This is a genomic window from Mycolicibacterium tokaiense, assembly GCF_010725885.1.
In the GTDB taxonomy this organism is placed as follows: Bacteria; Actinomycetota; Actinomycetes; order Mycobacteriales; family Mycobacteriaceae; genus Mycobacterium; species Mycobacterium tokaiense.
Genome location: NZ_AP022600.1, coordinates 2559215 through 2576569 on the forward strand (window position 1 = coordinate 2559215; position 17355 = coordinate 2576569).

The 17355-nt window shown below is 64.4% G+C and carries 18 protein-coding genes and 4 tRNA genes; 16 read left to right on the forward strand and 6 right to left on the reverse strand.

The genetic code is table 11. The features are described 5' to 3' along the window. The first annotated feature begins 124 nt into the window (after window positions 1–124). The 5 genes from G6N58_RS12340 (at window position 125) to G6N58_RS12360 (ending at window position 5429) form a co-directional block, all read left to right on the forward strand. On the forward strand, window positions 125–340 hold the full coding sequence (locus G6N58_RS12340; protein ID WP_115278505.1) for a DNA-binding protein: 216 nt from the start codon (window positions 125–127) through the stop codon (window positions 338–340). A gap of 182 nt (window positions 341–522) precedes the next feature. Next, entirely contained in the window at window positions 523–1950 is a 1428-nt protein-coding gene (locus G6N58_RS12345; protein WP_147289328.1) for a DNA primase family protein, read from the forward strand. Between the two features lie 628 nt (window positions 1951–2578). After that, on the forward strand, window positions 2579–3202 hold the full coding sequence (locus G6N58_RS12350; RefSeq protein ID WP_232067836.1) for a hypothetical protein: 624 nt from the start codon (window positions 2579–2581) through the stop codon (window positions 3200–3202). Window positions 3203–3345: 143 nt separating this feature from the next. Then, window positions 3346–4017, forward strand: coding sequence for a recombinase family protein (locus G6N58_RS12355; protein WP_115278503.1), 672 nt, complete (start codon window positions 3346–3348; stop codon window positions 4015–4017). Then, the gene (locus G6N58_RS12360; protein ID WP_115278502.1) at window positions 4017–5429 is read left to right on the forward strand and encodes a tyrosine-type recombinase/integrase; all 1413 of its coding nucleotides are present in this window, start codon (window positions 4017–4019) and stop codon (window positions 5427–5429) included. Before G6N58_RS12355 ends, G6N58_RS12360 begins: the two co-directional genes overlap by 1 nt. Window positions 5430–5482: 53 nt before the next feature. Here the strand turns inward: G6N58_RS12360 and G6N58_RS12365 are convergent, their stop codons facing one another. The 3 genes from G6N58_RS12365 to G6N58_RS12375 all read right to left on the reverse strand — a co-directional run bounded on the left by G6N58_RS12365 (window position 5483) and on the right by G6N58_RS12375 (window position 8073). Beyond that, window positions 5483–6385 carry a XamI family restriction endonuclease gene (locus G6N58_RS12365; protein ID WP_147289327.1) on the reverse strand — a complete coding sequence of 301 codons (903 nt, stop codon included), beginning with the start codon at window positions 6383–6385 and terminating at the stop codon, window positions 5483–5485. A 42-nt stretch (window positions 6386–6427) separates the two neighbouring features. After that, entirely contained in the window at window positions 6428–7663 is a 1236-nt protein-coding gene (locus G6N58_RS31220) for a DNA cytosine methyltransferase (protein ID WP_163908123.1), read from the reverse strand. Between the two features lie 337 nt (window positions 7664–8000). Continuing rightward, window positions 8001–8073 (reverse strand) — tRNA-Lys (locus G6N58_RS12375). A gap of 145 nt (window positions 8074–8218) precedes the next feature. Between G6N58_RS12375 and G6N58_RS12380 the strand changes: the two genes are divergently transcribed. The 5 genes from G6N58_RS12380 to G6N58_RS12400 all read left to right on the forward strand — a co-directional run bounded on the left by G6N58_RS12380 (window position 8219) and on the right by G6N58_RS12400 (window position 9701). After that, window positions 8219–8291: transfer RNA gene (locus G6N58_RS12380), tRNA-Glu, on the forward strand. A 46-nt stretch (window positions 8292–8337) separates the two neighbouring features. Continuing rightward, window positions 8338–8411 (forward strand) — tRNA-Asp (locus G6N58_RS12385). Between the two features lie 35 nt (window positions 8412–8446). After that, window positions 8447–8523, forward strand: a tRNA-Phe gene (locus G6N58_RS12390). Window positions 8524–8548: 25 nt separating this feature from the next. After that, complete coding sequence (locus G6N58_RS12395) at window positions 8549–9328, forward strand: cyclase family protein (protein ID WP_115278499.1); 780 nt, start codon at window positions 8549–8551, stop codon at window positions 9326–9328. A gap of 91 nt (window positions 9329–9419) precedes the next feature. Then, window positions 9420–9701: a hypothetical protein gene (locus G6N58_RS12400; RefSeq protein ID WP_068914967.1), complete on the forward strand. Its 282-nt coding sequence runs from the start codon at window positions 9420–9422 to the stop codon at window positions 9699–9701. A 67-nt stretch (window positions 9702–9768) separates the two neighbouring features. Here G6N58_RS12400 and G6N58_RS31050 read toward each other — a convergent pair whose 3' ends face one another. The 3 genes from G6N58_RS31050 to G6N58_RS12410 are packed head-to-tail and all read right to left on the reverse strand — an operon-like array spanning window position 9769 to window position 11604. Next, window positions 9769–9897 carry a hypothetical protein gene (locus tag G6N58_RS31050; protein ID WP_264038766.1) on the reverse strand — a complete coding sequence of 43 codons (129 nt, stop codon included), beginning with the start codon at window positions 9895–9897 and terminating at the stop codon, window positions 9769–9771. Window positions 9898–9914: 17 nt separating this feature from the next. Then, a complete protein-coding gene (locus G6N58_RS12405) occupies window positions 9915–10652 on the reverse strand; it encodes a GolD/DthD family dehydrogenase (protein ID WP_115278498.1) in 738 nt (245 codons plus the stop codon). Window positions 10653–10680: 28 nt separating this feature from the next. After that, entirely contained in the window at window positions 10681–11604 is a 924-nt protein-coding gene (locus tag G6N58_RS12410) for a sugar-binding transcriptional regulator (protein WP_068914969.1), read from the reverse strand. Between the two features lie 170 nt (window positions 11605–11774). On the opposite strand from G6N58_RS12410, the gene G6N58_RS12415 reads away from it, so the two are divergent. The 6 genes from G6N58_RS12415 to G6N58_RS12440 are packed head-to-tail and all read left to right on the forward strand — an operon-like array spanning window position 11775 to window position 17355. Then, on the forward strand, window positions 11775–12407 hold the full coding sequence (locus G6N58_RS12415) for an SIS domain-containing protein (RefSeq protein WP_232067837.1): 633 nt from the start codon (window positions 11775–11777) through the stop codon (window positions 12405–12407). After that, entirely contained in the window at window positions 12404–13888 is a 1485-nt protein-coding gene (locus G6N58_RS12420) for a xylulokinase (RefSeq protein WP_115278496.1), read from the forward strand. The genes G6N58_RS12415 and G6N58_RS12420 overlap by 4 nt, the downstream gene beginning before the upstream one ends. Next, window positions 13885–14541, forward strand: a complete 657-nt coding sequence (locus G6N58_RS12425; RefSeq protein WP_068914972.1) for a beta/alpha barrel domain-containing protein — start codon at window positions 13885–13887, stop codon at window positions 14539–14541. The genes G6N58_RS12420 and G6N58_RS12425 overlap by 4 nt, the downstream gene beginning before the upstream one ends. Further along, complete coding sequence (locus G6N58_RS12430) at window positions 14538–15560, forward strand: NAD(P)-dependent alcohol dehydrogenase (RefSeq protein ID WP_115278495.1); 1023 nt, start codon at window positions 14538–14540, stop codon at window positions 15558–15560. Before G6N58_RS12425 ends, G6N58_RS12430 begins: the two co-directional genes overlap by 4 nt. Then, the gene (locus tag G6N58_RS12435) at window positions 15557–16324 is read left to right on the forward strand and encodes an SDR family NAD(P)-dependent oxidoreductase (protein WP_115278494.1); all 768 of its coding nucleotides are present in this window, start codon (window positions 15557–15559) and stop codon (window positions 16322–16324) included. Before G6N58_RS12430 ends, G6N58_RS12435 begins: the two co-directional genes overlap by 4 nt. After that, window positions 16318–17355: a zinc-dependent alcohol dehydrogenase gene (locus tag G6N58_RS12440; RefSeq protein WP_068914975.1), complete on the forward strand. Its 1038-nt coding sequence runs from the start codon at window positions 16318–16320 to the stop codon at window positions 17353–17355. Before G6N58_RS12435 ends, G6N58_RS12440 begins: the two co-directional genes overlap by 7 nt.

The following is a 17355-nucleotide window of genomic DNA, read 5'->3' on the forward strand; positions in this document are numbered from 1 at the left end:
TTACGTTGTTGTGCAATACCTTACGGACATGTTTTCGAGCGCGCGCCGCGTTGATCGCCTACGCTTGAGTTCTCGCTGGTCAGTGGCGCCACGTGCATCAGCGTGCGACTCGAAAGGGAGACAGATGGAAGTGAACACCCCCACCCAAAAGTACTACGACCGTGCCGGAGTAGTGGCCTTCGCGCACGAGCTCGGCTTGACACACATCACCGAGCACTCGGTGAATTCGGCTGCTTATCACAATGATCGGCCTTTGAAGCGCACCAAGGTTCACGGCCGCATCTACTACGCCCAGAGGGATATCGAGGCGTGGCTGTCCGGCGAACGGATAGAGGACTAAGAGATGCATCTGACGATCCGCGTGTAATTCGGCAGTGGCACAAAGGCGGTGAAGCCTAGTCAGAACACAGACGTGACCCGCCAATTCTTGGTGAGAGCAGGCGGGTCACGTCGCGAAAGGAAAGTGTCTGCAATGTTAGCAGATTCGCACGTCCGCATCGGCTTCCCCAATAGGACGAAGCGGTGACCACCAACGACGGCAACGGCGTCTACCTGCCGCCACAAGGCACGATTGTCGACTCCCCGAGCAGACCCTCCGCATTGGCCGATTGGTTGCTCGATTTTTGGGCGAAACAAGACCGACCCGTGATTGTCCGCATGCGAGAGCTTTATCAGTACAACGGCAAGTTTTGGGAACACTGCGCCGAGGATGACGTGTACCGCGAGCTGTATGCCGTTCTCGACCGCTGTCAGTTCAACAAGATGGTCCAAGGTGCCCCCACACCCACCGATTGGGACCCCGACGAACCGAAGCTGAAAAAGCTTCTCCATGCCTTGAAGAACAAAGCTTCCAATTACACTGGTCTGCAGGAGAACACGTGGTTCGACGGGCGGGAACAGTTGGTTCTGCCGTGCCGCAACGGTCTGGTGTGTTGGCCTGACCGCCAGATGCTGAACCACACATCAGACTACTTCTGCACCTACGTTTTGCCGGCCGACTACGATCCACAAGCCAGATCGCCTCAGACGGACCAGTTCATCAGACACCTCGCCTCTGATGATCCGGAAAGCATGCGCCTGCTCTACCAGTGGATGGCCTACTGCGTAACCGGGTCCAAGAGGTATCAGAAGGGCCTGATTCTCAAAGGGCTGTCCGGTTCCGGCAAGGGCGTGTTCGGTCGCCTCATGAATCTGATCATGACCGACGACAACTACGCCGGACACAAGGTGGCGGACTTCAAACGCAATGGGTTCCCGAAAGAGCCGCTCTTCGGCAAAAGCGTGGTGACATTCTCCGACAACCGCGCCGACTTCAGAGACGGCGAATTTCTGGATCTGCTGCTGGAGGTCATCGGCAACGACCCAACATCCATCCGCCTGCCCTACGCCAGGCGCTCACTACACCTGTACTTGCCCTGCCGCTTCATGATCTTCACCAACCTCATGCCAAGCGTTCAGGACAACTCTGGTGCCTTCATCCGACGATTCGTTGTCATTGACTGCAAGACCAAGCCCAGCGGCGAGATACCCGATTACGAAAAGGCATTGTTCGCGGAGCTGCCGGGAATCATCAACCGGATGCTGCAGGGACTGGACAACCTGGTCAAACAAGGTGGGTTCAAGCAGCCAGAACAACACGCCTGGATCCTCAAAGCTATGAGGGAGACATCAAGTGTGGAAAGCCAGTTCGTCACCGAGAAATGTGACACCGGGCCGACTGAGACGGTCAGGGAAGTCCGAGAGGTGCTGTACGCCGAGTACCAGGTTTACTGCAGCGAGGCGAACGAAAAGCCACTGTCGAAGACCCGGTTCGGCGAAGAACTTGTCGGAATGGGCGGAATTGAGTTGCACCGCAGAGGCTCCCGTGCCGACAAGAACAAGGAGGTCTACTACCTGGAAGGCATCAAGCTGAAGACAACCAGGATCGGCCTCAAGGCGGTCAACCAGTGACAGCGGCGGTCGGGGGACGTCGGGGCACCGTCGGGCAACGGTCGGGCGATGAAAGACATATTCTGACCTCGATGTCGGGTGAGTCGGGCAACTTCTTACGGAAGATTTTCCGCGAGATTGACGCCCCTCGTCATATCGACAATGTTCGGCAGAAAACTGCCCGACCGGCCGACGCGCAGGTCAGAGCGCTGGCCGTCGGGGGATGCACCGCATCGTCACAGGTCACAGCGTTGCACGATCACCCGACCAACCCCCGACGCGTCACTCGACAGTGCGCAGGCTGCCCGAAACCAAGCACCGTCGGCCGAAACAGTCACAGCAAGATTGGACACCTGAAATGAATGACGATAGAGAGATTATTGACGTTGAGGAGGTAGAACTGGTCGAGACGGCCAATCTCCCGGCTTTGGTGGGTGACGAGGAAGAGTCGACACCTGCACGCATGGACACGTCTCCACCGCCGCGATGGAGCGAACGATGGTGGGCGAGCGTCTCTCCCGAGACACGAGGCCGCAGATGCGTGGGACACAAGCGAGACGGCAACCAGTGCCAGAAGCTTGCAATCAAAGGTGCGACGGTGTGCCGAACACACGGTGGTGCAACTCGACACGTCAAAGCGGCAGCGCGTGTGCGAATCGAGAACGCGCAGAACAAGCTCGTAGGCAAGCTGATCCAGTTTGCATTTGACGACACCAAGCCGCCAGAAGTGCAGCTGCGTGCAATCCGCGACGCACTGGACCGTGGCGGGCTGAAGCCTCCTGCCGAAGTTGTTCTGTCCCAGGGCGAGAGCAAGCCCTATGAGTCTGTATTCGAGGGTATCTATAGCGGTCCTCCCGGCATTGCACCTACTGACGAGCTTCCCACGGGCTACACGGGTTACGGGCCTGAGGGCCTTGAGGATGCACACCCCCCGGCCCCTGCCTACACCGACGGGCACTCAGGGCTGGAGGCAGGTGCTGGGGAGGTGCAAGCCACCTCGGGCGATAGCGGATACGGTGATCTGCATCCGGATTACACACCGAGATACACGGACTCGCCAAGCTGGGCAGAACACTACGAGTCTTCGGGCCTCGGGTCGGCCCGACCGTCTCGCCGCCGCGAGTTCGACCGCGACACGCCCCGTCAGGCCCCCGAGCACCACATCACAGGTGAGGACGCTCTTCGCCTGGCCGCTGACGCAAATCGGCAAATAGGCGCGCTGCCGCCAATGCCGGAGCTGGAGTCGGGGCACAAGCGCTACCTGCGCCCCTGACCGCGTTTGCCCAGTTCAGACATTGTAGCGACCTTTGTATTGCGTCGGCTATAACTTGAGGCGTAAGGCGCAACCGCTCGGTTACGCCCCGACAGCAGCGAAGGGGACAAGACATGCCGACGAAGGCAGATAGACCAGAGACGATGCAACCGTTGATGTTTGGGTACACCCGAGTGTCCACCGAGGAACAGGCCGAGACTCGCAACGGGTTAGAAGCGCAGCGCCAGACCATCGACACCACGGCTGAACATCGCGGCTGGACCGTGGAGCACTTCGCTGACGAAGGTGTGTCCGGAAAGGCCATCGGACCGAAGCTGGCGGAAGTGCTGCAACTGTTGGCCTCTGGACAGGGGGACGGCCTGGTGGTTGCCAAGCTGGACAGATTGAGCAGGTCGATTGTCAACGCTGCCAACATTATCGAGTCAGCTCAGACCCAAGGGTGGTCGCTGGTGATCCTGGACCTGGGTGTGGACCTGACCACCGCAGCGGGCCGGATGATGGCCATGAACCTGGTCAACTTCGCGCAGTACGAACGCGAGCTCATCAGCGAGCGTACGAAAGCCGCGCTGGCCGCGAAGAAGCGTAGGGGTGAACGCATCGGACGGCCAAGAGCTGCATCGCCTTCCGTGGTGCGGCACATCGTTCAGGCCCGGCAGGCCGGTTCAACCTACGACGCTATCGCTTCGGACCTCGCGGCATCCAACGTCCTATCGCCACTGGGCAAACCGACCTGGCAGCCGTCCACCGTTCGGCGCATCTACACCAGTGCCACCGCTGAACAGGCGATGGCTGCAGCCTCTGAAGGGACGGGGTAATGGCGTACATCAGAGTTCGTGAGACGAAGGCCAGAGCCAAAGGCCGTGCAGTCAAAAGCTACGTGGTGTGCTGGCGTGAGCCAGTGCGAGACGAATTCGGTGCCATCGTGCCCGGCAAGACTATCCAGCGGACGGACACCTATGACACCGAAAAAGCGGCGAAGTCGCGACTGCTGGAAGTGGAGAACGGCCTGGCCGGAACCAAGGGCATCGACCCGTCCAGCGCCAAGGCGAAGGCCAATCGGCCGTTGGGGGAGTACGCCCGTCAATACCTGGACACCTTGGTTGGCCAGATGGAGCAGTCGACCATTGAGGGATACGAGAAGCTTTATCGCACTCACATCGGCCCGGTATTCGGCAGTCGCCCCGTTGCGGCCATCACCGCCGCAGAGGTGGACAGCTTCCGCGCAGCTCTGTTCGCTCCACACCCACGCCGCAGCTTCGTCACTCGCGGTACGGCCAAAGCTGCGACGGCCGACACTTCGCCTCCAACTCCCGGCACCTGCCTCGTGTCCCGCAGTCCAAAGACCGTCAAGCACATTGTCGGAACGCTCAAACGCATTCTCGACGTAGCCGTTCGAGACGGTGCCATCGACGCGAACCCGGTATTGCCTGGACCGCGACGGACCACCAAGCGACGCGCTCGGCGGCCTGGCGCCCGAACTTTCGCGCACCACCCGCTGACCGCCAACCAAGTAGCAGCGGTTTACGACTGGATTGCAACGCACGCGTCCAACGGTCAAGGTAACTCGGTGTACGCACTGGCGGTGCTGTTCGCCGCGCATACCGGTGTTCGCGCAGCCGAGCTGCAGGGCCTTCAGGTCCAAGATGTGGTGCTGTCGGACATTCCAGGAACCGTAGGGTCCATACGCGTCACGCGGACCATGAAGCGCGGAAGGCCCGAAGGGGCCACCGAAAGCGCACCGCTTGAATGGATCGAAGGAACACCGAAATCTGACGCCTCCACTGATCGCGTAGTACCCCTAGCGCCCTGGTTGGCCGACGAACTGCGCGAATACCTGACTACGGTTCACCCGTTCGCCGGCAAGTACGGCCACGCTCCGCTGTTCCCCGGTCGCCGCAGCCGCTCCAATTTCGACTGGGCCAAGCCAATAGTGGCCGACAACCTGTACGACAATTACCTGCAGCCTGCGACCAAGGCTCTTGCCCTTGGGAGCGTTCGCTTTCACGACCTTCGCCACACCTTCGCCACTATGAACCTGAGCGCCGGGGAGCACTACATGGTCGTCAGCCAGTGGCTCGGCCATAGCAGCTACGTGCTAACCCTGATGACCTACGCGGACTACATCACTGAGGACGAACAGGCCGCACCGAAGGTTGGTCGTGGCGTCTCTGATCGCAGCGGCGGGGTCGCCAACGTCGTTCAGCTTCAGCACCGCACGGGAACGTAAGCCGCACCTTGCGAGCCGCTCCGGTAGGTGCCTACTAGACACAAGCTCAGGGGCTACTTCGCGGACGCAACGAAGGAACGCAGAGGTTCTAGGTCATGCTCCCAGAGAATGATCACGCCAGCAGTCTGGGCGGCTTTGATGCAAGAGAGGTCAAATACTCCGGCCAAGATTACGCCGGTAAGCGCCTGTGAGCCAAAGTGCGCTCGCCATGTTTCAGCTTTGCCTCCCACCTCTCGGTTGACACGTTTCCAACCGTTCTTTGGGCCATTTGAGACCTTGCACTCCAACGCGAGCAGTCGTCCATCAAGAAGGCGGGCAGGTACATCGCATTTCGCTCCCGCGAGGCGCCGCTCGCGGCTGTAACTGCCGCGCGGCATGTCATCGATGAACTGGACCGCAGTGCGAGACTCCTCAAGCTCTAATCCCGAGTCGCTTAGCGCTTGCGCTGTTAGAGATTCCTGCCGTGATGAGGCCTCACCGCGACGTTCAGTGCCGATCTGCTGAGCTGCCCAAAGAACTGTGGTGGCCAAGATGGCCGTTTCTCGTTCATCCTCGGTTGGCGCGCGCTGCTCCTCCAGCCATGGAAATCGCACCGGGTCTATCACAACTCGAATTGCCTCAGCGGTTGCGTCAGCTAGGTTCGCTGGCACAGACCTGAATTTCGAACCGCCGACCAGGGTCCAGAGATCTTCTTGGCTAATTGGTGGACCGCAAAGATAGCGACACGCCTGCCATGCCTGCGGGTCGCCGATGAACAGATCTCCGGTGAGGTTTCGAACGTTGTCCGAGTTCTTGAAGACTTGTTCGACACGCGGTCGAAGTGATCGGTGCATTCGCTCGAAAGTCTTCGGTCCTTCTTCGCGTCGCAACTGGGTAAACGCGGCTTCTGACCTATCACGGGCGCTCTTAAGCTCCGCATCCGTCCACTTCGGCGGCTGCGTGAACGATGCTGGCACCGTCGCAGTCTGCCACTATTCACGGACAGATTCGAGAACCTGCTACGTTGCGTCGCAAACGGCCCTATTCGACTTAGTGTGAATCCGCGTGCGTAGAGCCCCGTTCACGCGGTGCTCGGCCTCAGTCCCACGTACGCGCCGGACTAGGTAATCGGGCCACGGCGGCATAGGGGGCGGTTCGTCTAAAGGCCCTTTGCGGAGACTGTCAAGCAGATTCCGGCCGATCGCCTCCACGGCATCGATTTGAACGGCGTTGCCGATAAGCCTAAAAAGACCACCAGAGTTGCTGCAGAATTCCCAGCTTAACGGGAAGCCTTGCAACGCAGCGCATTCCTTCCACGTCAGTCGTCGCAAATCATCACCGGGCAGCTTGATCCAGTCGGGAGTTGGTGCCGCCCTGATTGTGCGAGAAGGTCGACCTAGATCGGCAAGAAAGCCATCCTGCCGGTACCCCCACTGCCCACTTGGGCGATTGTTCATGACCCGGCCGACTGTTCGAATCCCCGTCCCTGGTGTGAGCTCGCGAAGTTCGGTTTCCCACTTACCACTCGGTCGTACAACAACTTCGTTGTCGGCTGGAGGGGGCACTGAGTCGAGGAGTTCGCCTAATGTGACCCACGGCTTTAGGCCGTTAAGACCAAGCTGATGGTGAGTTGGATTCGGGAAATCAGGCAATTCATGGTCTTTGCTCGCGATTAGGTATAGACGGACACGGCGCTGAGGAGCGCCGTAGTCGGCAGCATTCAAGGTCGCGATACGGCTTGAATAGCCGAGCTCGCGGAAATCCTCTTGAATGCTACGCAATACTTCGCCCGGGCTTGCGGTAGCGCCAGTCGCAGTGACAAGTCCGCGGACGTTCTCGAAGAGCACATATCGAGGCTGAAGCTCGGACACTAGGCGGATCATGTGCCAGATCAGCTTTCCGCGGGCGTCGTTCAGGCCCTTCTGGTGTCCTGCTGAAGACCACGGCTGACAAGGTGGACCCCCAGCCAGCAGGTCCGGACGCCAATCTGCGTCAGCGAGCGCTGGGCGCAGATCTGTCGCGGTTAACGTGGCGACATCGGCCTCTATGAGACGCGTTTTCGCCAAGTGGCGCCCACGCCTGCCTCTGATTGCAATCTTTGCCAGTTTGCTAGCTCGCAACGTGTCCATCGCGTCAGACGCGACATCGGTGGCAGTGACGACGTTCCAACCTGCTCGTTCCAGGGCGATGTCGAAACCGCCCGCACCGGAGAAAAGGCTCACTACCTCAGCCGATCGCGACTTGCGCGGTGCCACTCCAGCCCCTTTCGTACGGCGCAGCTGTGCGCTCTAGCGGTCCACCTTGCCACCGGTGTCAGACAAGAATTACACAAGTGTAAGACCGGTTCCGGGGGACTTACTGATTCTGACCGATAGCGACGGGCAGGCGATGTCGACGCGCCGGGGTCGGTCTTCTGCCGTGCGAGGGGGAGCGTTTTGGTTACACGACGGATCAGTCCACGCGCTCAACCAGAGCTGATTCGCCTTGCTGCTGCCGTGTCGCTGTCACGCCGCTGTCACGGGACGGATAGTGGACACCTGGAGAAGGGTGCAGCCCGGCGGAAAAACTACCCCTGAACTGCGGAAATGGAGGTGCCCCCACCAGGGCTCGAACCTGGGACCTGCGGATTAAAAGTCCGTAGCTCTACCAACTGAGCTATAGGGGCGCGATGTCACAGGATAGCGGGTGTCCGCCGAACCCCTGAACCACGTCTGCAGACAGCGGGTTTGAGGATTTGGCAACCTGTGCCCTAAGCTATCGAAGCTCCCAACGCGAAAGCGTCGTGAGAACCCCGGAGAGATTCGGATTAGGCCCCCATCGTCTAGTGGCCTAGGACGCCGCCCTTTCACGGCGGTAGCACGGGTTCGAATCCCGTTGGGGGTACGCGTCGGCGGAAACGTCGGAGCATGCAGTACACGCAGGAAAGCAAGGCCCTGTGGCGCAGTTGGTTAGCGCGCCGCCCTGTCACGGCGGAGGTCGCGGGTTCGAGTCCCGTCAGGGTCGCAAGTTTGCGACGTGAGGCACTTCGGTTGCCTTCCGGCCAGGTAGCTCAGTTGGTACGAGCGTCCGCCTGAAAAGCGGAAGGTCGCCGGTTCGATCCCGGCCCTGGCCACCACAATTCGGCGGTATCGTCCGTGCCGATGCCCAGAGAACTGATCGACATCTCGGTGCCCCTGCAGTCGGGCATCGCCTCCGATCCGCCGGGCCTGCTGCCCGAGATCGAGTATCTCGACCACTCCCAGACCGTCGGCGACATCCTGTCGTTCTTTCCCGGCGCGACGCCCGAGGACCTTCCTGACCGCGAGGGCTGGGCGCTGGAATGGGTCAGGCTCACCACCCACAACGGCACCCACCTGGATGCGCCGTACCACTACTCGGCCACCATGGACGGCGGCGCGCGGGCCATCACCATCGACGAGGTACCGCTGGACTGGTGCCTGCAGCCGGGCGTCAAGCTCGACTTCCGGCATTTCCCCGCCGGGTACGTCGCCACCGCCGACGACGTGGCGGCCGAGTTGGCCCGGATCGGCCACGAGCTCGCGCCCCTGGAGATCGTGGTGGTCAACACCGCCGCCGGCACGCGCTACGGCCACGACGACTATGTGTCCGCCGGTTGCGGCATGGGCCGCGACGCCACCTTGTACCTCCTGGAGCACGGTGTGCGGCTGACGGGCACCGACGCGTGGAGCTGGGACGCCCCGTTCGTCTACACCGCGGCGCGCTACGCCCGCGAGGGTGACGCCGCGATCATCTGGGAGGGTCACCGCGCCGGGCGTGAGATCGGTTACTGCCACATCGAGAAGCTGCACAACCTGGAGGCGCTGCCGTCCACCGGGTTCGAGATCTCCTGTTTCCCCGTCAAGGTGCACGCGGCGTCGGCGGGGTGGACCCGGGCGGTGGCGATCGTGGCGGGTGACTGACGTCACGGGCTCATCACGGTTCCCCGATCGCAGGTTTGGACACATGTCTTACCGGTAACAAGAGGGTCCGGTACGGAAGGAACTGTGTGCAATGAAGCGCTTGTCGATGTTGGCTGTCTCGGGTCTGGCCGCTGTCGCACTCCTCAGTGGGTGCTCCGGCGACGTGATCAACCAAGGCGGTGACACCAAGTGCAAGGACTTCCTCACCGCGGAGGAGAAGGACCAGAACGAGTCCGTGAGCAAGATGCTCAAGGACGAGAACGGCACCGACCCGTCGAACCTGGAGATCACCGCTACCCGCGTGGCAGCCCAGGGCTACTGCCAGATCCTGGGTAACGAGGAAACCATGATCAAGGAAGCCCCGCACGGCTGACGCCCAAGACTATGTATCCCCCAGTGGCCGCCCCGGCATCCAGGGCGGCCACTGATTCTTTTTGGGGTCAGGCGTCGTCGGGATCGGTGGCGGGCCCTTCCGACGTGGCGCCGCCCTCGTCGGCCCAGTCGGCGCGGTCTTCGGCGCCCTTACCCGGGTCGCTGATCACATCGTCTTCGGCATTCTCTTTTTTCATCTGGCCTGGATACCCCACTACTTGATGGTGTATCCGCCGTCGATCACCAGATCCGCGCCGTTGACCATGCCCGCGGCATCGGAGGCCAGATACACCGCGGCCGCGGCGATCTCGTCGGGGTAGGCGAACCGGCCGGTGGGGATCAGCTTCTTCAGTGCCTCGCCCTTGGGGTTGTCCCACGCCTTGATGCCGAGATCGGTGAGCACGACGGTGGGGGAGATGCTGTTGACCCGCACGCCCCGCCCGGCCCATTCGGCGGCAAGCACTTTCGTGATGCCGACGACGCCGAACTTCGACGCGCAGTAGGCCACGTGCTCGTCGATGGCGACGGTGGCGGCCTGCGACGCCATGTTGATGATGACCCCACGGCCCGCGGCGAGCATGTGCTTCCCGACGGCTTGGCTCATCTGGAACGTGCCGCTGAGATTGACGGCGATGGTGTCGTCCCAGAACTGCTGTGAGAGTTCTTCGGCGGGTGCCAGCCGGGCGATGCCCGCGCTGTTGACCAGAATGTCGATCCTGCCGTGGGCCTCGATCACCGCGTCGACGGTCTGGCGCACGGACTCGGGATCGGCGACGTTGCAGTGGAATCCGCGGCTTCCGTCGGAAGGGTCGCTGAGGTCGGCGACGGCGATGGTGGCGCCCTTGGCGGCCAGGGCGGAGGCGATGGCGGCACCGATTCCCGAGGCTCCACCGGTCACCACGGCCACGCGGCCGTCGAGACGGAAGTCGAGATCAATCGCTTGCCCGGACATAGCTACACCAATCTGTTGAGGCGGTCGGTCACGACGCCAGCACCGCGGAGGCGATCTCGACGTCGGTGACCATCGATTTGACCAGTCCCGATTTCAGGACCGATCGGGTGGCGGCGATCTTCTGGGTGCCGGTCGCCAAGGCGATGACGGTGGGGATGGAGCGCAGGATCGCCTCGTCGACGCCCATCCGGCGCTCGTCGAGTCCGGACACCCGCACTCCGTCGGCGTCGAGCAGCAGGGCGCAGGTCTCGGCGCAGACGCCGGCCTCGCCCAGGGCCTGGGTCTCAGCCGGGGTCAGCAGTTCGTAAACCTGCGAGGCGCCCGGGTGCCAGGCGCCGACGGACACCACGGCGCAGGTCACCTTGTTGTGCCGGGTGAGGGTCTCCTGGATCTGCTGTGTGCCCGTGAGGCTTTCGGCTGTCCGGGCGTCGGAGACCACCAGCGGCGCGTACATGGGCCACGACCGCCCGCCGCTGATCTCGGTGAGGCGACGCACCAGGTCCACACCGTTGGAGGTCAGTGCGCCCGCCATGCCGGTCAGCTGCACCACGTCGGCGTGGGGAAGTGCGGTGATGTGGTCGGCGATCTTGGTCAGGGTCCGGCCGCAGTCGACGCCGATGACGTCATCGGGGCGCAGGATCGACTGCAGCAGTTGCGCTGTCGCCTTGGCCACGGCATCCACGCGTTCGGCCGGGCTGTTCTCGTCGGTCAGCACCACATAGGCGTGTTCGAGGTTGAACCGGCGCTGCAGTTCGGTGGACAGCTCGACGTCGATGGACCCGGGATTGTGGATGGTGATCTCGACCATGCCGGAGGCCAGCGCCTCGTCCAGCTCGCGGGCCACCTTGAATCGGGAGATGCCGAACTCCTCGGCGATCTGGATGCGGGTCCGGCCTTCGAGGTAGTACCGACGCGCGATCACGGCGCGTTGGAACAGCTCATCCGGCCCCATGTGATGCCTCCTCGCCGTTCCCGATGCCGCTCAATCGACGCAGTGTATGCCGCGGAATTGACGGGTGTCCCACCGCTCTGCTCATATGTGCAGGCGTATTGACATGTGAGCATAGACCCTGCATGATCTGGATCACAAGATCATCTGAGTATCGGAGAGATCAAATGAGCATGGACGACACAGAGCTGGCCGCGCTGGCCGGCGATGTGCTGTCCCGGGAGTCGCGGGCGCTGTCAGCGCTCGTCGGCGCCGTGGAAGCAGGGGTGGCCCAGGTGGCCCGTCGGGTCGTCGACACCCCGGGCAAGGTCGTCACCACCGGATCGGGCACCTCGGGCATCATGGCCGAGCGCCTGGCCCATCTGCTCTCGGTGTGCGGCACCCCATCGGTGTACCTACCCGCGATGGACGCCCTGCACGGCGGCATAGGCGCCGTGACCCCCTCCGATCTGGTGCTGGCCATCTCCAAGACCGGCCGTTCCAGCGAATTGACCAACCTCACGGCGAAATTCGTGCAACGTGGCATCGACGTCGTCGCCGTCACCGAGAACGCCACCTCCCCGTTCGCGCAGGCCGCCACCGTCGTGGTGGCACTGCCGACCACCCCGCCCGATGCGGACCCCGGTGACATGATCGCCATGGCCAGCACCCTGGCCGTGGGCGCCTGGGGTGACGCACTGTCCGTGGTCACCATGGCGATGCGCGGGCACACGCTGGCCGACGTGGTGGAGAGCCACCCCGCCGGCGGGGTCGGGCACCGCGGCGTGCAGCCCGGTGACGATGCGGCACCGGTGGTCCGCGTATGACCTTTCCCGTTGTGCTGGGCGTGGATTCGTCCACCCAGTCCTGCAAGGTCGAGGTCCGCGACGCGGACACCGGCCGGCTCTACAGCACCGGCTCGGCGCCGCACCCGCCGGCGTTCCCGCCCTGCAGTGAGCAGCATCCGCTGGACTGGGTGTCGGCGTTCATCGCCGCCACCAGGGCAGCTCTGGCCGGCTGTACGGAAACTGTTGAGGTTCGAGCCATCTCGGTGGCGGCGCAGTGTCACGGCCTGGTGCTGCTCGACGCCGCGGGACAACCGCTGCGGGCGGCCAAGCTGTGGAACGACACCACCGGGGCGCCGAATCTCGCCGGGCTGACCGAGCGCATCGGTGTGGACGCCTGGGTGGCCCGGGTGGGCTCGCTGCCCACGGCGGCGTTCACGATCGCCAAGCTGGCCTGGGTGGCCGAGCACGAGCCGCACCTGCTGGACCGGGTGGCCACGCTGCTGCTGCCGCACGACTACCTGACGTTCTGGCTCACCGGCGCCAAGATCACCGACCGCTCCGAGGCGTCCGGTACCGGTTACTTCGATGCGCGCACCGGTGAATGGATCACCGAGTATCTCGAAATCGCTGCAGGCGAACGCGATTGGGCCCGCATGCTTCCGACGGTGCTCGGGCCCGCCGATGTCGCGGGCACCGTGCGTCCCGCGGCCGCCGCGGAACTCGGCTTGGGCGAGGCAGTGGTGGTGGCGCCGGGCGGCGGAGACCAGCACCTCGGCTACCTGGGCCTGGGCCTCACCGACGGCGACCAGTACTTCGGCATCGGCACCTCGGGTGTGGTGGCCACCTCCTCGCGCGCCCCGGTCTACGACACCAGCGGGATGATCGACGGCGTCGCCGACGTGACCGGTGGCTTCCTGCCCCTGGTCAGCACCCTGAACGCGGCCCGCGTGGGCGACCTCGCAGCACGGCTGCTGGGTACCGACCTGGCCGGTCTGGAGCAGTTGGCGCTGGCCGCCGGCGACACCAGGGGCCCGGTGCTGGTGCCGTTCTTCGACGGGGAACGCAAGCCCAATCGACCTGACGCCCATGGCACTTTCGTGGATCTCACCTCGCACACCAGCCGCGAGGAACTCGCGCGGGCGTTTGTCGAAGGTCCGCTGCTCTCGTTGCTGAGTGGGCGTGACCATCTGCGCGCCGGCGGTGTCACCCTGCGCCCCGGCATCACCGCCGTGGGCGGCGGCGCCCGCTCCAAGGCCACCCGCCAGCTGCTGGCCGACCTGTCCGGCGACGAGGTCAGCACCCTGGATGCCGACGAGGCCACCGCCCGCGGCGCCTGCGTGCAGGCCGCCGCCGTGGTGGCCGGTGGCGGCGTCGGCACGCTGATCGACGTCGCCAAACGCTGGCAGCCGCCGGTTCTCGGTGCGGCGGCACCGCGCCGGCTCTCGCGCGATGTCGACTCGCTGCGGGCGCGCTGGGCGGCCGTGGCAGAGTCCTCCCTGATCGACGAGGTGAACCGGTGACCGCCGTACTCGCGCCATGGCACACCCGGTTCCCGGGCCGGCTCGCCGGCTCGGTCTACGCGGCGGAGCCGGAGTCCAGAGTTGATGCCGCCCAAGCCCTCTCGGATGCAGAGCTGGATGTCCACGTAGACGTGATGGCCGAGGCCGAGGGCCTGCCCGCCGGCGTCAGCCTCACCGAGTTGCACCGCATCGCCGACACCGTCGACCCCGCCCGGATCGGGGTGCACCTGATCGGCTCGGCCGATTTCGTCGACACCATCCTGGCTTCGGTGCTCAGGGTGCGGCCCGGCGTGGTGTTCGTGCCATGGGCGGCCTTCACCGAAGAGCGTGTCGCGGCCATCCGCGCCGCCGGATCCCAGGCGTGGATCGCGTTGTGGCGCGAATGGGACGGACTCGAGGAGTCATCAGCACCGGTGTGGCCGGCACGGCCGGACGGCGTGCTGGTGATGCTCATCGAGCCGGGCACCAAGAACCGTTGTGCACTCGGCAGATTGGCTGTGGTGACGGCGTGTGCCGGCGACCTCCCGGTCGCGGTGGACGGCGGTGTCACCGAGTCGGTGGCGCAGCTGTGTGTCACCGCCGGAGCCAGTTCGATCGTCGTCGGCAGAGCACTGCTCGCCGCACCCTCAGCACGGAGAGAAGGAGACAGATGACCACCACAGAGACCATGCGCGCGAGCGTGATGACCGGCCCGGGCAGCCTCGTGATCGAGGAACGGCCCGTGCCGGTGCCGGGTCCCAACCAGGTGCTGATCGAGGTTGCCGCCGTGGGTGTCTGCGGCTCCGACGTGCACTACTACCGCCACGGCCGCATCGGCGACTTCGTGGTCAACGACCCGATGATCCTGGGCCACGAACTCTCCGGCCGCATCACCGCCGTCGGTGAGGGGGTGGACTCCGGCCGGGTCGGACAGCGGGTGGCCGTCGAGCCGCAGCACCCCTGCCGTCGCTGCAAGCAGTGCAAGGCCGGGCGCTACAACCTGTGCCCGGACATGAAGTTCTACGCCACCCCGCCGATCGACGGCGCGTTCTGCCGCTACGTCATCATCGACGAGGATTTCGCCTACGCCGTACCGGATTCCATGTCCGATGACGCCGCCGCACTGCTGGAGCCGCTCTCGGTGGCCATCGCCACCATGCGCAAGGCCGGCATTGTCCCCGGCTCGTCGATCCTGATCGCCGGCGCCGGCCCCATCGGCGTCATCTGCGCCCAGGCCGCCAAGGCCTTCGGCGCCTCCCGCATCGTGGTCACCGACCTGGTGCCGTCGCGGCGGGAGAAGGCGCTGAAATTCGGCGCCACCGAGGTGCTCGACCCCGCGCAGGTCGACGTCTCGGCCATCGAACCGGTGGATGCGTTCGTCGACGCCACCGGCGTGGCCGTGGCCGTCCAGAGCGGCATCAAGGCCGTCGGCCCCGCCGGCAAGGTGGTGCTGGTGGGCATGGGTGCCGACGAGTACCCTCTGCCGGTCAGCCACATCGCCAACCTGGAGATCACCGTCACCGGCGTCTTCCGGTACACCGACACCTGGCCTGCCGCGATCCATCTGGTCAACTCCGGAGCGGTGGACCTGGACTCCATGGTGACCGGGCGCTACGACCTCGAACACGTGGCCGACGCGCTCGACAGCGACACCGACCCTGCCAGCCTCAAGTCGATTGTGAACCCCTCATGACGCAGAAGAACCCGTTCGATCTGACCGGCCGCACCGCCCTGGTAACCGGCGGCAACCAGGGCCTGGGCCTGGCCTTCGCCTTCGGGCTGGCCGACGCCGGCGCCAAGGTCGCCATCGCGGGCCGCAGTGCCGAGCGCAACGAGAAGGTGGTGGCCGAAGCCAAGGGCAAAGGTCATGACTTCCACGCCATCACCGCCGACATCACCAAAGCCGAGGACGTCGAGCGGATGACCGCCGACGCCATCTCCGCGCTGGGCCACCTCGACATCCTGGTCAACAACGCCGGCACCTGCTACCACGGCGAATCGTGGACGGTCAAGGAATCCGAGTGGGACGCGGTGTTCGACCTCAATGTCAAGGCGCTGTGGGCCTGCTCGCTGGAGGCAGGCAAGCACATGCGCGAGCGCGGCAGCGGCTCGATCGTCAACATCGGCTCCATGTCGGGCATGATCGTCAACCGCCCGCAGATGCAGCCGGCCTACAACGCCTCCAAGGCCGCCGTGCACCACCTCACCAAATCCCTTGCGGCCGAATGGGGTCCGCTGGGCATCCGGGTCAACGCGCTGGCCCCGGGCTACTGCAAAACCGAGATGGCCCCGGTGGACCGGCCCGAGTTCAAGCAGCACTGGATCGACGACACCCCGATGCTGCGGTACGCGATGCCCGAGGAGATCGCCCCGTCGGTGGTGTTCCTGGCCAGCGATGCCTCGTCGTTCATCACCGGCTCGGTCCTCGTGGCGGACGGGGGATACACCGCATGGTAGAAACCAACCGTCGCGTCGTCGTCAGCGCTCTGGACGACATCACCATCGAGACCGTCGACCAGCAGCAGCCCGCAGCGGGGGAGGCGCGGGTGCGCACCCGCATCGTCGGCATCTGTGGCTCCGATCTGCACGCCGCCTGCGGCAGGCACCCGTTCATCGACCTGCCCTACCGGCCCGGCCACGAGGCCGTGGGTGTGGTGGACGCGGTGGGTGACGGTGTCGATGAATCCTGGATCGGGAAACGTGTTGTGGTGGAACCCAATCTGGCCTGCGGACACTGCACCCAGTGCCAGGCCGGCCGCTACAACATCTGCAAGGACCTGCTGGTGCTGGGCTGCCAGACACCCGGGGCGCTCGCCGATACCTTCAGCGTCGCCGTCGATCGGCTGATCGCGCTGGGTGACGAGCTCGACGACCGGCACGCCATCCTGGTGGAGCCGCTGGCCACCCCGGTGCACACGGTGCGCCGCGCCGCCGAAGCGGTCGGTGACCTCGCCGGGCGACCGGTCGTGGTGATCGGCGCCGGGCCCATCGGACTGTTCGTCCTGCTGGCGGCCAAACACGCCGGCGCCAAGGTCGTGGTGGCCGACCTGTTGGAATCCAAGCGGGAGCGCGCCGAACGCCTCGGTGCCGCAGGCACCTTCGACCCCACCGCACCTGATGCGGTGCAGACCGCACTGGAACTCCTCGGTGGCCCGGCTGCGGTGGTGATCGACTGTGTGTCCCGCGAGAGTTCGGTGGCCCAGGCCGTGGATCTGGTGGACAAGGGCGGTGCCGTGATGATCGTGGGTGTCGCCGAAGGTGCCACCCCGGTACCGCTGGGGCTGATCCAGGATCGCGAACTGGCGCTGATCGGCAACCTGATGTTCGTGCGTGAGGACTTCCTGGCGGCCATCGAACTGCTGTCCTCGGGTGCGGTGCCGATCGACGAGATCATCAGTGCAGAGTTCGATTTCGAACATGCCGCCGACGCTTTCGCCGCGTCGGCCGATGCGGAGAACGTCAAAGTGCTCGTGACGGTGGGGAGCTAG

What these genes read in the sequence shown, in the direction of transcription:
- G6N58_RS12340 (WP_115278505.1), top strand. Translation starts at nt 125, where the DNA reads ATGGAAGTGAACACCCCCACCCAAAAGTACTACGACCGTGCCGGAGTA.
- G6N58_RS12355 (WP_115278503.1), top strand. Translation starts at nt 3,346, where the DNA reads ATGCAACCGTTGATGTTTGGGTACACCCGAGTGTCCACCGAGGAACAG.
- G6N58_RS12360 (WP_115278502.1), top strand. Translation starts at nt 4,017, where the DNA reads ATGGCGTACATCAGAGTTCGTGAGACGAAGGCCAGAGCCAAAGGCCGT.
- G6N58_RS12395 (WP_115278499.1), top strand. Translation starts at nt 8,549, where the DNA reads ATGCCCAGAGAACTGATCGACATCTCGGTGCCCCTGCAGTCGGGCATC.
- G6N58_RS12400 (WP_068914967.1), top strand. Translation starts at nt 9,420, where the DNA reads ATGAAGCGCTTGTCGATGTTGGCTGTCTCGGGTCTGGCCGCTGTCGCA.
- G6N58_RS31050 (WP_264038766.1), bottom strand. Translation starts at nt 9,897, where the DNA reads ATGAAAAAAGAGAATGCCGAAGACGATGTGATCAGCGACCCGGGTAAG.
- G6N58_RS12405 (WP_115278498.1), bottom strand. Translation starts at nt 10,652, where the DNA reads ATGTCCGGGCAAGCGATTGATCTCGACTTCCGTCTCGACGGCCGCGTG.
- G6N58_RS12410 (WP_068914969.1), bottom strand. Translation starts at nt 11,604, where the DNA reads ATGGGGCCGGATGAGCTGTTCCAACGCGCCGTGATCGCGCGTCGGTAC.
- G6N58_RS12415 (WP_232067837.1), top strand. Translation starts at nt 11,775, where the DNA reads ATGGACGACACAGAGCTGGCCGCGCTGGCCGGCGATGTGCTGTCCCGG.
- G6N58_RS12420 (WP_115278496.1), top strand. Translation starts at nt 12,404, where the DNA reads ATGACCTTTCCCGTTGTGCTGGGCGTGGATTCGTCCACCCAGTCCTGC.
- G6N58_RS12430 (WP_115278495.1), top strand. Translation starts at nt 14,538, where the DNA reads ATGACCACCACAGAGACCATGCGCGCGAGCGTGATGACCGGCCCGGGC.
- G6N58_RS12435 (WP_115278494.1), top strand. Translation starts at nt 15,557, where the DNA reads ATGACGCAGAAGAACCCGTTCGATCTGACCGGCCGCACCGCCCTGGTA.
- G6N58_RS12440 (WP_068914975.1), top strand. Translation starts at nt 16,318, where the DNA reads ATGGTAGAAACCAACCGTCGCGTCGTCGTCAGCGCTCTGGACGACATC.